The sequence below is a fragment of the Agrobacterium sp. 22-221-1 genome, assembly GCF_053522445.1.
Genome location: NZ_JBNWCL010000020.1, coordinates 81,876 through 96,411, shown reverse-complemented (window position 1 = coordinate 96,411; position 14,536 = coordinate 81,876). Strand labels below are relative to the sequence as shown.

Here is a 14,536-nt window from a genome sequence, read left to right as displayed (position 1 = left end):
AGGCCAACCCCTTGACCAAAGCCTGATCAGAAAACCATACTCAGAGGTGGCTCACTTCTCGGTGGAAAAACCGGCTCAGTTCCGCGTGGAAACCAACACTTAGGGCCGGAATCGGAAATGCACACGCCGGGTTTTTGAACGGCAGCTTTGCGCCATCTCGGCCGTTCCGGAGGATATGGTGAATGCACGGGAGCAGACATCCTGCTCGGATCGTCTCCAAAAAACGAGCCGTGGGGTGGAAAACGGAATCGCGGCTCACAGAGGAAGTTGCTCATCGAGTGAAAAGAATGCCAGAATGATTTCTGGCTTCAAGCGTGTTAACTACCTGGATTTGCAAGTCTCTGTGGGCTCAGGCCCCCGCAACCAAATATCCAAAACTCCCGAAGCTAACGCTCCGGGAGTTTTTTGTTGTCACTAAGCGGGCAAGATTAATGACCGCCGCACGCAACATGGCGGGGCTGCTTATATAATAGTCATCCCTGAACTTTACTTATTCGATGCGTTTGATTTGCGGTTCCCCGGAGCGTCTCTTTCTCGAATTCTCAATTATCTCGAACCCAGAATCATTTCGAGCGCTGAATCTTGCGGCATGCCCGCAACGGTTCCGATGGCGCCATCGGCTTTTTTGAAGATGATTGCGGGCGTGCCTCCGAAACCAAGCTCGGTCATGAGATTGGCGTTGCGGTCGAGGCTGGCCGTGGTCTGTTCCTTTACGGACTGCAGGGGGGCGATGCCGCCATCCTTGTGCTTCAGTTCGTTTTCCGTCAATGCCTCCGAAGGAGACCTCGCTTCGAGTATGGCGGCCGCCTTTGCAGGTGAATCCTGTCTGATGACGCCGACCATGATGTGTCGCAACTGAACCTTGCCGCTGTTGATCCATGGACGCGCCGCCTGCCAGAATTTGTTGCAATAGGGGCAATTGGGGTCGGTGAAAGTGTAGACGATCCGGGGTGCATCGGCCTTTCCATCCTGAACCCAGGTTGATTGGGAAAGCCGGTTCCAGCCATCTTCCAGAATCGGCTTCTCGACCATTTTCTTCATTTGCACCGCAGCCATGTCCTGTCCCGTGGCGTCGACCAGGGTGCCGACGACAACGTGTTTATTGTCGGGTGTCAAATAGATCGCGATCGGTTGTGCTCCGGCCTTTGCGGCAAATCCTCTCAGCCCTCCCGGAACATCCATTTCTCCGAGGATTCTAATGCCCTGAAGCTCGATAGAACGAAGAATTTCCGGAAGTCCGTCGTTCGATCCATTCTTCGCCGCATCCTGCGCCACGGAAGGGGAGACAAGCAGCAGGCTCGACAGAAAGGCAGCGACCGGGAAATTTCGTGTAAGATAATTATAGGGCATCGAGGGGTTCCTTATAACGATTCCCACTGGCAACTCCCCTGGCAATCGAGATGAAAGGGAGGGGCGTTGTTCCCGGGGGAGATTTGCGAATTATGACCGGGCCTGTTTAATGGCGGCCTTGAGGCCTTTCTCATCCAGAACACCGGGATAGATTGTCTTGCCGATGACGAAGGACGGCGTGCCGACAAAGTTGAAGGCGAGCGCCTGGCGATAGTTTCGATCGAGCAGCGCGGAGATTTTCCTGTTGTTGCTGTTCACCGCTGCGGCGATGTCTTTCATCGCCAATCCGGCGCCAGTCAGGGCCTTTTCGACATCGTTTTCGGAAATACGCGCTTTTGTTTTCATCAGCGCTTCCATGGCGATTTCATATTTACCGATCTGGGCGGCCCCCAGCACCGCCTGTGCCGCGAAGACAGATGCGCCGCCGAAGATCGGCCAGTCCTTCAAAACAAGCCTGATGTCGCTGTCATTTGCGACAACCTTTTTCACCATGGCATGTGAGGTCTTGCAGTAGGGGCATTGATAATCGAAATATTCGACAATCGTGACCTTGCCTTTGGGATTTCCAAGCACGGGTGCGTCTCTGTCGAAGAACACCTCGTCCGTGCTGACCTGCTGTGCGAAGCTGTCTCCTGCAGACACCAGCGCTCCGCTAAAAGCCGCCAGTCCGCCGGCCATGAAATCGCGTCGTGAAAACACCAGAATTCTCCTTGTTGGATTATTGGATGCCGGCAATGCGGCAGGATTGATCGCGACGTCGTTCACGGAGGCGATCCCTGTGCCCTGCGAGCGGATGCTGCCAGATCTGCGGCCGAGAATTCGCCGATCAGCCGTGTTGCTTCCGGCTCCTTTCGGTTGCTGTCGAGAAAAATCATCGTGGGCGGACCGACCACCTTCAATGTCGAAAGCAACGCCTGTTTATTCGCGTCCAGTTTTGTCAGGTCCAGGCTGACGAGGTTCACTCCCTTCAACGCTTCAACCACATCGGGTGCGGTCAGAAGTGAGCGCTCGATCGTGCGGCAGGTCACGCACCAGTCCGCTGTCACATAGAGGAGTGTCGCTTCCTGTGGCGGTGAGCTGTCGAGCCGGGCTCCCAGGCCTGCGATGGAGGAAATCTTCTGGAAATCGCTTTTCTTTATCGATGCGAGCGATCCGGAGCCGCTGGCGTAATTCAGCGGCTTCAGGGGAGAGAGTGGATCCGTTGCACCGATGCCGAGACCGACGAAGATCAAGATTGCCCAGATGATGGATGCGAGACCCGTCGTGCGGGAAAGCACGCTCACGCCGGACTTCGGATTGCCGGCCCCTGCACCGAAAGCAAAAACGCCGAAGGAAAGGGCAAGTATTGCCCATCCGAGCAATGTCAGCCGTTCCGGCATGAGCGGCGTTGCCAGCCAAAGCGCGGTGGCCAGAAACATGAAGCCGAAAATCTGGCGCACTTTTTCCATCCACAGCCCTGCTTTCGGCAGCGCCTTGCCGCTTGCGGTCGCCATGATGACGAGGGGAATTCCCTTGCCCAGTCCAAGGGCAAATAGTGCGGCGGCACCGATGACGACATCGCCGGTGCGGGCAATGTAGAGAAGCGCACCTGCCAGGGGAGCCGTGACGCAAGGTCCGATGAGCAATGCCGAAGAGAAGCCGAGCAGCATCGCGCCGGGAATCGTGCTCGCGCCCTGCGGTGATTTCGCAAACCGGGCAGAGATTACGGCGGGAAGCTGAATGTGGAAAAGGCCGAAATTTGCGAGCGCGAGGACGGCGAACAGGATGGATATCGCGGCTACGGCATAGGTCGATTGCAGTGCGACCTGAAGGTTTTGCCCTGACCATGCGGCGGCCATTCCCATCAGCCCGAAGGCGGATGCAAGCGCAAACGCATAAGACAGGGACAACAGGAAGCCGCGCCGTGCGGTCAGTTTTTCGCCTTCCCGGGCGAGCATGGCCGCAACGATCGGATACATCGGGAAAACGCATGGCGTGAAGGCGAGCAGCAATCCGAAACCGAGAAATCCGGCAAGAAGCAGGATCAATCCGCCATCCGCCAGCAGCACATCGACCGCCGTCTGCGCGCTATCCTCCGCCAGCGAAAATCCTTCCTGTGTGGCCCCCATGGAGACGCCGGCCGAAGCCTGTGCGGCTTTGGCGAAGCTGTTTTGGGAAAACAGATATTCACCGCCCACGGTCAGGCTTGCCATGTCGACCGTTTTGGTGGTCGGCGGATAGCAGAGCCCCTTGTCCTGGCAACCCTGATAGGTAAGGCGGAATTTTGCCGGCGCTTCGGCGATCGATGCCGTTGCGGTCTTGTAGTAAATCTCGGTAAAGCCGAAACTGGGGTCTTCTTTCATCTCGCCGGGGAGGGACTGGATTTCCAGTTTGCGTCCGTCCTCGTCTTCTGCGCTCAGATAGTCACGGTAGAGATAATAGCCGTCATTGATCGCCCAGCGAATGATCGCGCGGCCGTCGTTTCCCCGCTCGACCGTTGCCTTGAACGCCTGGTCCATGGCAAGTGGTGTTTCCAGCGCGGACGCCGGGGAGACGACCCTGAAAAGCGCCAGAATCGCAAATGTGAACGCCAATATGCGCATCCGGCATATCCTTTCATGTATTCTTCCATGCCGGGACTGATCTCGCCGGGAGCTTAAGGCAGGCTTAAGCTGGGGCGCGCATGGCAAAATTGGATGGACCGCTTGCGGAGGCGTGATTGCGAATTCTCATTGTCGAAGATGATCCGATCCTGCTCGACGGGTTACGGGAAGGTTTGAAGCTGAGCGGCTTTGTCGCGGACGGCGTGACAACGGCCGCCGATGCGTCAGAGGCGCTGGCGACGGATAATTTCGATGCGGTCGTGCTTGATCGAATGCTGCCGGACGGTTCCGGGCTGGATGTCCTGAACGGCTTGCGTCGCAGTGGAAACCGGATTCCCGTCCTGCTCCTGACGGCCAAGGATGAGGTTGGAGACCGCATCGACGGCTTGGATGCGGGTGCCGACGATTATCTTGGCAAACCTTTCGATCTGGATGAGGTTGCCGCCCGTCTGCGGGCGATCATGCGCCGCGCCGCCGGGCGGGCGAGTGCGCAGATCAGTCTGCGAGGGCTGACGCTGGATCCCGCTTCGATGCAGGTTCTTCGGGATGGGTCGACCGTAATCCTGTCGCGCCGCGAGTTCTCGATTCTTCATGCGCTCATGGAAAGTCCCCAGGCAATTCACTCCAAACAGGCACTGGAAGAGCGTCTCTACGGCTGGCAGGAGGATGTGGAGAGCAATACGATCGAGGTGCATGTGCATAAGCTGCGCGCCAAACTTGGAAGCGCCGCCATCGAAACGGTGCGTGGGGTTGGCTACAGATTGGGGATGCCCTGATGCGTTCGATCCGGTTGCGGCTTTTTGCGATCCTGCTGGCGACGACGGGAGCCCTCTGGCTGCTTGCCGTCATGTGGACCTATTTCAGCGTGCAGCATCAGGTCGAGCGGGTGCTGGACGCGCGACTGATGGAAGCCGCCCGTATGGTCAGCTCGCTCCTCACCGATCACCATATCGATGTGGCTGCCGCCGTGGACGACACGAAAGCCACTGACGCCGCCTCGCCGTTCGATCTCCAGGAGGACTACCGACGGCAACTCTCCTGCCAGATCTGGTCGCTTCAGGGGCAACTCGTCAGCCGGTCGGAAAGCGCGCCGCGTGAATCGCTCACAGACAATCGCGACGGGTTTAGCGAAACCATCGTCGATGGTGTCCGCTGGCGTGTCTTTGCGGTCGTGAATCCGAACCTCAATGCCCGTGTTCTTGTGGGCGACAGCCTGGAGATACGCGACAGGCTGGTTGCCGATGTGGTCAAGGGGCAACTCGTTCCGGCCGTTGCCATTTTGCCGATCCTTGCGGTGCTGATCTGGCTGAGTGTTGGACAAGGGCTGGGACCGCTCAACAGGATCGCCATGTCACTGGGGTTGAGGTCTGCGGATGAACTGCACGCCATAGAAAACAGGGACACGCCAAGCGAAATCAAGCCGCTGCTCAGATCGCTGAACTCCCTCTTCCTGCGGGTGGAGGCAGCCCGTGAGCGTGAGAAGACGTTTATCGCCTATGCCGCCCACGAGTTGAAGACCCCGCTTGCCGGATTGAAGACCCAGGCTCAGGTGGCGCTGCGGAGTAAGGAGGATGACGTTCGAGACAAGGCGCTGGCGCATATTTCGACGAGCGTTGACCGGACCGGGCGTCTTGTCCGCCAGCTTATCGACCTGGCGCTCGTCGATTCGGCGGATCGCGGCGACGGGATCGAGACGGTGCGGCTCGCAGCGATAATGGAGGATATTCGTTCCGATCTTGAAGCCCAGAGCAGCAGGCGTGGCATCTCCGTGAAACTTCGCATGCAACCGGATGAAATGGTGACCTTGAGAAACGTGAATCTCCTGCGTCTGGCCCTGCGCAACGTGATCGAGAATGCGATTCAGTATTCGCCGGAAGGCTCAAGCGTTGAGATTTGTGCACTGAAGAACGGTCCCAAGGTCGAAATCGACGTGACGGATCAAGGGCAGGGCATAAATCCGGAAGATCAGGCGACTGTCAGGGAGCGGTTTAAGCGAGGACATTCGGCCCATGGCGAGGGCAGCGGCCTTGGCCTGGCGATTGTCGACATGGCGATGCGAAAGCTCGGCGGGGGGCTTGAATTTCGTCAGGCTGATTCCGGTTTCGTCGTGACGCTCATTCTGCCGCAGGAGTGACCGGACTACCGTTTAAGGCAGCCTTAAGGTTGGAGCTTCAGCCACGTTTTATAGGCTCCAACCAATTCCAGCAGGCTCCCATGATTCGTTTAATTGTTTCTCCTCGCAGGCCGTTGGCCGTCGCGTTGACAATCTTCCTCACCGCTTGCGCAAGCAATACCGACCGTGTTCCCGGCGCTGCGCCGCGCCCTTCCAATGAGCGTGTCGAAGATCGGGAGGCAGCCCCGCTCGGAACCGACCCGATGCTTATGTATGGCGAAAAGACGGATGCCGGTTTTCATATTGCCGGCGTTAATACCGGAAAAATGAATCCTGAATTTGTGCGACAGGTCGTAAGCTATGCCACGGACGAAAAGCCCGGTACGATCATCGTCGATCAACGAGCACGTTTCCTTTATCTGATTCAACCCGGCAATAAGGCGATCCGATATGCCGTTGGTGTCGGCCCTGTCGCACGCGCCTTCGATGGTGGCGATGCGATTATTGCGAGAAAAGCTGCCTGGCCTCGCTGGATCCCAACACCTGAGATGGTCGCAAGGAACCCCGCGCATTACGGCCCGAACAAGGATGGAGTCGATGGCGGCCCGTCGAACCCGATGGGTGCCCGAGCGCTGTATATGCATAAGGATGGCAGGGACACATATTATCGCGTTCACGGCACGAATGATCCAGGCTCAATCGGCAAGGCTGTATCGGCCGGCTGCATTCGCCTTTTGAATCAGGATATCATCGACCTCTACAACCGGGTAAAGCCCGGTGCCCGGATCGTTGTACAAGGATAGGTGAAGCCGCTTGATAGTCCGGCGAAGTTTCAGACGATTGTATCCTGCGTGATTGAAACGGAAGTCGTGAATATCTCGAGACCCGTGCCGCCGGTAGCCACGGCAGCCCGTCGCTCCGAAGCCCGGATTAACCTAACGCTAGAGGCTGAGACCGGGAAGAACGGTGCGGATGTGATTGCCCAGCGCCCTGGCTGCCGAAGATGTCTGCGTATCGGCAAATTCGATGGCAATGCCGATCGTCGGCAGGGGTGGTAGCCCGCTTTTGACGATATGAAGGTCGGCTGGAACGGCTGTCCTTGTCAGCACGCTGATGGCGTGCCCGGAGCGCGCGATTGCGATGAGGCCGGAAAGGCTGTTGCTGGCGAAGGCGACGCGGTAGCGGCGATTGGCGACTTCCATGGCGTCGCACGCTGCGCGGTGATCCAGCGTCACGGGCGCGGAGAGCGCGAGCGGCAGCACATCCTTGGTGATGAGATCCGGCTCCGGCCTGTCCGCCACCCAGACGAAGCTTTCCCTGCGCAGCACATCGCGGTGATCCGGATCGGATTGCGAAACCAGCGCCATGTCGATCTGGCGGCGCTGCAGGAGCGGACGCAATTCCGTCGTGGGCGCGCAGACCATGCGCAGATCGACTTTCGGGTAGGTGCCGAAGAAGCCTCTCAGCAGTTCCGGCAGGAAGGCGATGGAATAATCTTCAGGGCAGCCAAGGCTCACGGTTCCCTGCAGCGTCGCCTCGCCCATATCGGCAAGGATTTCATCATGCCGGGCAAGCAGGGCGCTGGCATGGGCAAGCAGCCTCTCCCCCGCCGCAGTTACGCGCACTCCCGAACCCGTTCGCTGCAGCAGGGTATGGCCGACCAGCTCTTCCAGCCGCTGCATCTGGGTGCTGAGTGCGGATTGGGTGCGTCCGATCTGCGCGGCGGCGACGCTGATGGAGCCAGCGCGAGCGACAATGATAAAGTTCTTCAGCAGCGTAAGGTCAAGCATGGCGATATCAAAATTATCAATATCGGAGTAAAATACTATCAATTGGACTGAGGTGGCAATGGGTTGTTATGTTTGGGCAAGATAAACTTTTGGGGAATGTGCCATGGACAAGCTTGCGAAGAACTTCGCCTCGCTCAATGACGAACCGGCTTTCTGGGAGGCCGCCAATAAACATCTGACCCGCTACGGACCGGCCTTCGAGGAGATCATCGTCGAACGTGCTGAGGGAAGTTTCGTTTATGATGCGGATGGGCGCGCCATTCTCGACTTCACCTCCGGCCAGATGAGCGCTTTGCTCGGGCATACCCATCCGGATATCGTCACCACCGTCAACCGGCAGATGGCATCGGTCGCACATCTCTTTTCCGGCATGTTGTCGCGCCCGGTCGTCGACTTGGCGGCGCGGCTGGCGGCGCTTGCGCCCGGTCTCGATCGCGTGCAATTGCTGACCACCGGGGCTGAATCCAACGAGGCGGCGATCCGCATGGCGAAGCTCGTCACCGGCGGGCATGAGATCGTCGCTTTTGCGCAGAGCTGGCACGGCATGACCGGCGCTGCGGCCTCCGCTACCTATAGCGCCGGTCGCAGGGGTTATGGCCCGGCCACGGCCGGTTCACTCGTTATTCCAGCGCCGAATGCCTATCGTCCGCGCTTCAAGAATCCCGATGGATCGAATGACTGGCAGGCGGAGCTCGACGATGCCTTCGAACTGATCGATCGCCAGTCGACCGGCAATCTTGCCGCTTTCATTGCCGAGCCGATCCTGTCGAGCGGCGGTATCCTCGAACTGCCGGTCGGTTATCTCGCTGCGCTAAAGAAAAAGTGCGAGGAGCGCGGCATGCTGCTCATCCTCGATGAAGCCCAGACCGGTGTTGGCCGGACCGGACATATGTTCGCCTTCCAGCGCGATGGTGTGACGCCCGATATCATGACGCTGTCGAAGACGCTCGGCGCCGGCCTGCCGCTTGCGGCGGTGATGACGAGCGCGGAGGTCGAGCAAAAGGCGTTCGAGAGGGGTTTCCTGTTCTATACGACCCATGTTTCCGATCCTCTGCCGGCGGCTGTCGGCGTGACGGTTCTCGATGTGGTGGCGCGAGATGGTCTGGTGGAACAGGCGATTGCCCGCGGAAACCGTTTGAAGGAGGGGCTGCTCTCGCTGCAGCAGCGGTTCGAATGCGTTGGAGACGTGCGCGGGCGCGGGCTTTTGCTCGGACTTGAAGTCGTCGCCGACCGGCATACGAAAGCCCCCGGTTTCGAACTCGGTGCGCGCATCATGCAGGAGGCGATGTTGCGCGGCCTCAGCATGAATATCGTCAAACTGCCCGGCATGGGCGGCGTCTTCCGCATTGCGCCGGCGCTGACGGTATCGGATTCGGAAATCGACCTTGGGCTGGAGATACTGGCGGATTCGATCGAATCCGCACAGCTTGACCGCTAGGTGTGACCGGCATTTGCCGGAAACGTCAGTTCAACCCTTGCGCCTTCACCGGGTCTGGAACTGATATGCGCTTCGCCGCCGCTCTGGCGCACGAAACCGTAGACCATGGCGAGGCCGAGACCCGCACCGCCATGGTCGCCCCGCGTGGTGAAATAGGGCTCGAAGGCCTTGTCCACGGCCTCCGGCGTCATGCCGATGCCCTCGTCGGTGACGGCGATCACCAGCGTATCTTTGCCGGAGGCGGCCTCGATTGAAATCAGGCCGCCATCGGGCATGGCGGCTGCGGCGTTCAGGCAGAGATTGAGGATGGATTGTTCGAAAAGGGCCGGGTCCAGCGGTATCGAGGGAAGATCGTCGTCGATATGGAGCGCGATCCTGCATTTGGGGCCGACGGCGATTTCCAGAATATCGGCCATGCCGCGCAGCAGGCTTGCGACATTGATGACGCTTGGATGAATCGGCTGCTGACTGCCGATGGTGAGCATGCTGCTGGCGAGAGACCGGCCGCGATCCGCCGCTTTGCGGATGCGGGCGATGTGTCGCTTCTGGCGATCGTTGAAACCGGCTTCCCGCTCCAGAAGTCCTAGACTGCCGGTGATGATGCCGATCATGTTGCCCACCTCATGGCTGACCTGATGGGTCATGCGCATAATGCCATCAAGTCTCTGGGCTTTGACGGCTTCCGCTTCCTGACGGTCGAGAGCGGTCACATCGCGGGCAAGCAGCACGATGCCGCCATCCGGCTGGCGTGACATCGATACTTCGATCACCCGCTGATCGTCGGTGCGATGGCGCAGGACTGCGCGGTCGAGCAATTCCCCCGCCTCTGCATCGAAGGGCAGCAGAGCTGCGTCGATTTCCGGGATCGGTTCGACAAACCGGCGAAGCGGCAGTTTTCGCGACGAGCCGGAGCGTCCGACGAGTTCGATGATGCGGCGGTTCATGGTGATGGGCCGGCCGGCCGGATCGAACAGCGCAATTCCCTCGTTCATGGTGCGGAAGGTCGAGCGGATGGTGCGGGCTGCCGCTTCGGCCGTACGCCTGAGGCGCGAGACGCGGTCGACGCTGTCATGGAAGGCGCGAAACGCATCGAGCAGCCGGATCAACTCCGTCTCGGGACCGGTATAGGAGGGCGGGCCGACATCCTTATCTCCCTTGGCGAGGGCATTCATGCCATTGGAGAGCGTCACGATCCCGCGCGAAACACGCATCACCGAGCGGATCGAGAAGATCGCCACGATGAGAACCAGAAGCGAGGCGACGGCGACAATGATCAGCAGCCGGTTGAGAGCATCGGAAGTCGAAATCAGGTCTTCGTTCAGGCTGCGCGCAACCGCATCGCCCTGGGTTTCGGTCACGTGGGAAAGATCCCGCGAGACGGTGTGAAGCCGGGAGACCGAGGCGCGGATCGCGAACATTTCCAGAAGGTAGCGGCTCTGGGCTTCGAAGACCCGCTCATAGGGCTGCAACTCGGCCACGGGCAGGCGCTCGCCGGGATAGCCCTGTTGGCGCGCCGTCGTTTCCGCCACGTAGCGGCGGCGCAGTTCGCCAAGCTGGAAGAGGCTGTCGGATGCGGATGCGGCCTGTACGATGCCGTTCATTCGCCGGCGCAGTTCCGGATCGAGGATGCCCTGACCGGTGGCGATTTCACCCAGCGCCGCTGCGGCTTCCGCCTTGTGACCCTGTGCCGCATCGGCATCCTTCGCAAGATCGAGCGTTTGTTCCCGGATGATCTGAAGGAGTTCGACGATGCGTTCGCTGGCAAAGCCACGGGTGATCCGCTCACCGCTGTCCGGTCCTGTCATTTTAAGCAAAATATCGACCTGCTGGACCACCGAGCGGCTTTCGCTGGAGACGCGATAGGGCGAGGCGGCGTTCATCAGGAACGGTGCGCTGGAGACGAGATCGGAGACCTGCCGCGAGACCAGCGACGCCTTGGCGAGACTGGAAAAAGCCTGCAACCCATAGGCCGCCATTTCATCGCGGGCGCGCTGCAGGCCATAAATGGCGATGGCGGAAAGGCTGAAGACGAGGAGGCAGGTAAAGACGATCGCAAAGGGCAGGCGAAAGGCGATGGAGGAAAGGAAGGAGCGGCTGATCACGGGGAAAGCTCGCCCTCGTCGGTGTGGAGCACATAACCCTTGCCGCGCCGCGTCTTGATATGGCGCGGCAGGTCGGGATTGATCTCGATCTTGCGCCTGAGCCGCAACACCAGCACGTCGACATTTCTGTCGATATAACGGTCGCTCTCCGAACCCAGCCTGTCGAGAATCTGGGAGCGGCTGACGGGCTGGTTGGGTGTTTCGGCGAGAATTTCCAGAAGCGCGAATTCGGCGCTGGTGAGGGTGCGGCTGCGGTCAGCAAGGCAGACGGCGCGACGGGCATCGAGATCGATCGCCCAGTCGCCGAGGCGCAGCGCTGTGCGGCCGTGCTCACGCTCGCTGTCCTTGTCTTGTTTCAGCGACGGGATTGTTCGTCGCAGGACGGCCTTGATCCGCGCCGTGAGTTCGATCGGTTCGAAGGGTTTGACCACATAATCATCGGCGGCGGTTTCCAGACCGAGCACCCGGTCGGCGGCGCTGCCGGCGGCGGTGACCATGACGATGCCGATGTCGATCTGGCTGCGCAGCCGCTGGGCAAAGGTGCGCCCGGATGTGCCGGGCAGATTGTGGTCGACGAGGACGAGCTCCATCCTGTCCTTCGCCAATATCTCATCCGCTTCCTCGGCGGAGCGCGCGCAGGTGGGCAGCCAGCCCTCCGCCTCGATGAGGTCCGAGATGAGCTCGGCCATATCCGGATCGTCCTCAACGATCAGAATGCGAACCTTCTGATTAAGCACTGCATATTCCTCCCGCCATCATCATAGGCATGGCGGCGGCGATCTTCAAAGGCTGGCTGGTTATCTCCCCTGTCATAATTGTAATATCTGTAATCTTGTTCGGCGGTGCGGTGAAAGATTGGTAACCATTCTTCGATTGCGGTGCGGACAGGATGTGACATGCTGTAGGTGGAGACTGGAACGGGGAGGTTCCGGGCAGGGAGGCTTAATTGAAAGCATTGACCGCACTTGCGGCGAGCATGGCCCTATGGCTGTGCGGCGCAGGGCATGGCATGGCCGAGCCGAAGTTGAACGTCCTTTGCGGCGTCGACGAGGCCTGGTGCTTGACCATGCAGCGGGCTTTCGAAGCCAGGGCCGGTCTGGAGATTTCGATGGTGCGCAAGAGCACCGGTGAAATTCTCGACCAGATTCGTGCCGAAAGATCCCATCCCACTGTCGATGTCTGGTGGGGCGGTACTGGCGATACCCATTTGCAGGCGGGTTCTGAAGGATTGCTGGATGAATACCGGCCCGCCCACCAGCAGGATTTGCTGCCGTGGGCGCAGAATTTCTCGGTGATGTCGGGATCGCGGTCTGCGGGAATTTATGCCGGTGCGCTGGGTTTTGCCTATAATTCGGAACTGCTTGCGAAGAACAATCTGCCGGCGCCGACCTGCTGGAAGGATCTGGCGAAGGATGTCTATCGCGGCCATATCCTGACCGGCAATCCGAACTATTCAGGCACGGCCTTCACCATGCTGGCCACTCTCGTTCAGCTCTTCGGCGAGGAGGAAGCTTTCGGGTTCATGGCGAAGCTCAACCAGAACGTCGTGAGCTATACCAAGGTTGGTGCAGCGCCCGTCAAGGCGGCGGCGCGGGGGGAGATCATGATCGGGATTTCCTTCATGCATGATGCCGTGACCCAGAAGATCGAAGGTTTTCCGCTGGTGATCGTCGCGCCGTGCGAGGGCACCGGTTATGAAATCGGGGCTGTCAGCATCGTCAAGGGCAATCGCAATGCGGCCCTTGCGCAGGATTTCGTGGAATTTGCGCTGAGCCCGGAAGGGCAGGCGACCGGGGCCGCGGCCGGCCAGAACCAGGTGCCTTCCAATGCCCGGGCGACATTGCCGCTGACGGCGCCCGATATATCGATGATCAAGATGGTGGATTACGACTTCGCCACCTTCGGACAGCCGGAAGAGCGAAGTCGGTTATTGAGCCGCTTCGACAGCGAAATCCACCCGAACCAGACCCAGTAGGGCCAAAACCAAAATCCCAAAAAGACAGCGCGCGTGCCGCAAGGCGCCGCGACCGGCAGCGCCGTGTCTACGCGCGGCCCAAGAATTCAGACGCAAGCTACAGGAGGATAACCATGCGACTGACGATACTTTCCACCCTGCTTTTTGCCGGAACGGCACTCAGCGCCGTTTCCGCGCAGGCGGCGGGCGAACTCAACCTGATCTGCTCGGCCGATGTCGTCATCTGCGAACAGATGAAGGGCGATTTTGAAAAGTCACACGACATCAAGGTCAATATGGTGCGCCTGTCTTCGGGCGAGACCTATGCCAAGGTGCGCGCGGAAGCCCGCAACCCGAAGACCGATATCTGGTGGGCCGGCACCGGCGATCCGCACATGCAGGCGGCGTCCGAGAACCTGACGCTCGAATACAAGTCGCCGATGCTTGACCAGTTGCAGGACTGGGCCGTGAAGCAGGCGGAAAGCACCGGTTACAGAACTGTCGGCGTTTATGCCGGCGCGCTGGGCTGGGGCTACAACACCGAAATCTTCAAGTCCAAGGGTTACAAGGAGCCGAAGTGCTGGGCCGATCTGCTGGCGCCGGAACTGAAGGGCGAAATCCAGATCGCCAATCCGAATTCGTCCGGCACCGCCTATACGGCGCTCGCGTCGCTGGTGCAGATCATGGGCGAAGATCAGGCGATCGACTATCTGAAGAAGCTCAACGCCAATATCTCGCAATATACCAAGTCCGGTTCCGCGCCGGTCAAGGCGGCGGCGCGTGGCGAGACGGCGCTCGGCATCGTCTTCATGCATGATGCGGTGGCGCAGACGGCAGAAGGTTTCCCGGTCAAGTCCATCGCGCCCTGCGAAGGCACGGGTTACGAGATCGGCTCCATGTCGATCATCAAGGGCGCCCGTAACCTCGACAATGCCAAGACCTGGTACGATTGGGCGCTGAAGCCGGAAGTGCAGTCGCGCATGAAGGACGCCAAGTCCTTCCAGCTGCCCTCCAACAAGACGGCGGAAGTGCCGAAGGAAGCGCCGAAGTTCGAGGACATCAAGCTCATCGACTATGACTTCAAGACCTATGGCGATCCGGCCAAGCGCAAGGCGCTGCTGGAGCGGTGGGACCGCGAGGTCGGTGCGGTCGCGAACTGATCTGAACCGCTGATCTTAACTCCGGCGACAGGCATCCCGGCTTTTTA

General features: G+C 59.7%; 12 protein-coding genes. 6 read left to right on the top strand and 6 right to left on the bottom strand.

Annotated elements, in window-relative coordinates; all coding sequences use genetic code 11:
* Window positions 1–546: 546 nt before the first annotated feature.
* From dsbG to dsbD, 3 genes are all read right to left on the bottom strand, one after another.
* Complete coding sequence (gene dsbG, locus ACQZ5N_RS22765) at window positions 547–1,377, bottom strand: thiol:disulfide interchange protein DsbG (protein WP_448734186.1); 831 nt, start codon at window positions 1,375–1,377, stop codon at window positions 547–549.
* 63 nt (window positions 1,378–1,440) lie between these two features.
* A complete protein-coding gene (locus ACQZ5N_RS22760; protein WP_448734185.1) occupies window positions 1,441–2,049 on the bottom strand; it encodes a DsbA family protein in 609 nt (202 codons plus the stop codon).
* A gap of 62 nt (window positions 2,050–2,111) precedes the next feature.
* Complete coding sequence (gene dsbD, locus ACQZ5N_RS22755) at window positions 2,112–3,932, bottom strand: protein-disulfide reductase DsbD (protein ID WP_448734184.1); 1,821 nt, start codon at window positions 3,930–3,932, stop codon at window positions 2,112–2,114.
* A 116-nt stretch (window positions 3,933–4,048) separates the two neighbouring features.
* Here dsbD and ACQZ5N_RS22750 point away from each other — a divergent pair, with 116 nt between their 5' ends.
* From ACQZ5N_RS22750 to ACQZ5N_RS22740, 3 genes are all read left to right on the top strand, one after another.
* Window positions 4,049–4,708 (top strand): response regulator, encoded by a 660-nt coding sequence (locus ACQZ5N_RS22750; protein WP_065656201.1) that lies wholly within the window; start codon window positions 4,049–4,051, stop codon window positions 4,706–4,708.
* Window positions 4,708–6,066 carry an ATP-binding protein gene (locus ACQZ5N_RS22745; RefSeq protein ID WP_448734183.1) on the top strand — a complete coding sequence of 453 codons (1,359 nt, stop codon included), beginning with the start codon at window positions 4,708–4,710 and terminating at the stop codon, window positions 6,064–6,066. Before ACQZ5N_RS22750 ends, ACQZ5N_RS22745 begins: the two co-directional genes overlap by 1 nt.
* A gap of 80 nt (window positions 6,067–6,146) precedes the next feature.
* The gene (locus ACQZ5N_RS22740; RefSeq protein WP_448734182.1) at window positions 6,147–6,848 is read left to right on the top strand and encodes a L,D-transpeptidase; all 702 of its coding nucleotides are present in this window, start codon (window positions 6,147–6,149) and stop codon (window positions 6,846–6,848) included.
* 138 nt (window positions 6,849–6,986) lie between these two features.
* On the opposite strand, the gene ACQZ5N_RS22735 is transcribed toward ACQZ5N_RS22740, so the two are convergent.
* Window positions 6,987–7,835: a LysR family transcriptional regulator gene (locus ACQZ5N_RS22735; protein ID WP_448734181.1), complete on the bottom strand. Its 849-nt coding sequence runs from the start codon at window positions 7,833–7,835 to the stop codon at window positions 6,987–6,989.
* A 103-nt stretch (window positions 7,836–7,938) separates the two neighbouring features.
* On the opposite strand from ACQZ5N_RS22735, the gene ACQZ5N_RS22730 reads away from it, so the two are divergent.
* A complete protein-coding gene (locus ACQZ5N_RS22730) occupies window positions 7,939–9,273 on the top strand; it encodes an aspartate aminotransferase family protein (protein WP_448734180.1) in 1,335 nt (444 codons plus the stop codon).
* Here ACQZ5N_RS22730 and ACQZ5N_RS22725 read toward each other — a convergent pair.
* On the bottom strand, window positions 9,270–11,375 hold the full coding sequence (locus ACQZ5N_RS22725) for a sensor histidine kinase (protein ID WP_448734179.1): 2,106 nt from the start codon (window positions 11,373–11,375) through the stop codon (window positions 9,270–9,272). The two genes, ACQZ5N_RS22730 and ACQZ5N_RS22725, sit on opposite strands and share 4 nt — an antisense overlap.
* Window positions 11,372–12,112: a response regulator transcription factor gene (locus tag ACQZ5N_RS22720; protein WP_448734178.1), complete on the bottom strand. Its 741-nt coding sequence runs from the start codon at window positions 12,110–12,112 to the stop codon at window positions 11,372–11,374. The genes ACQZ5N_RS22725 and ACQZ5N_RS22720 overlap by 4 nt, the downstream gene beginning before the upstream one ends.
* 239 nt (window positions 12,113–12,351) lie before the next feature.
* Between ACQZ5N_RS22720 and ACQZ5N_RS22715 the strand changes: the two genes are divergently transcribed.
* Complete coding sequence (locus ACQZ5N_RS22715) at window positions 12,352–13,350, top strand: ABC transporter substrate-binding protein (RefSeq protein ID WP_448734187.1); 999 nt, start codon at window positions 12,352–12,354, stop codon at window positions 13,348–13,350.
* Between the two features lie 113 nt (window positions 13,351–13,463).
* Entirely contained in the window at window positions 13,464–14,489 is a 1,026-nt protein-coding gene (locus ACQZ5N_RS22710; protein WP_003503939.1) for an ABC transporter substrate-binding protein, read from the top strand.
* The last annotated feature ends 47 nt before the right edge of the window (window positions 14,490–14,536 follow it).

Bases quoted from the DNA above. Each gene is read 5' to 3' on its own strand.
- dsbD (WP_448734184.1), bottom strand. From the start codon at position 3,932: ATGCGCATATTGGCGTTCACATTTGCGATTCTGGCGCTTTTCAGGGTC.
- ACQZ5N_RS22745 (WP_448734183.1), top strand. From the start codon at position 4,708: ATGCGTTCGATCCGGTTGCGGCTTTTTGCGATCCTGCTGGCGACGACG.
- ACQZ5N_RS22740 (WP_448734182.1), top strand. From the start codon at position 6,147: ATGATTCGTTTAATTGTTTCTCCTCGCAGGCCGTTGGCCGTCGCGTTG.
- ACQZ5N_RS22735 (WP_448734181.1), bottom strand. From the start codon at position 7,835: ATGCTTGACCTTACGCTGCTGAAGAACTTTATCATTGTCGCTCGCGCT.
- ACQZ5N_RS22730 (WP_448734180.1), top strand. From the start codon at position 7,939: ATGGACAAGCTTGCGAAGAACTTCGCCTCGCTCAATGACGAACCGGCT.
- ACQZ5N_RS22715 (WP_448734187.1), top strand. From the start codon at position 12,352: ATGGCCCTATGGCTGTGCGGCGCAGGGCATGGCATGGCCGAGCCGAAG.
- ACQZ5N_RS22710 (WP_003503939.1), top strand. From the start codon at position 13,464: ATGCGACTGACGATACTTTCCACCCTGCTTTTTGCCGGAACGGCACTC.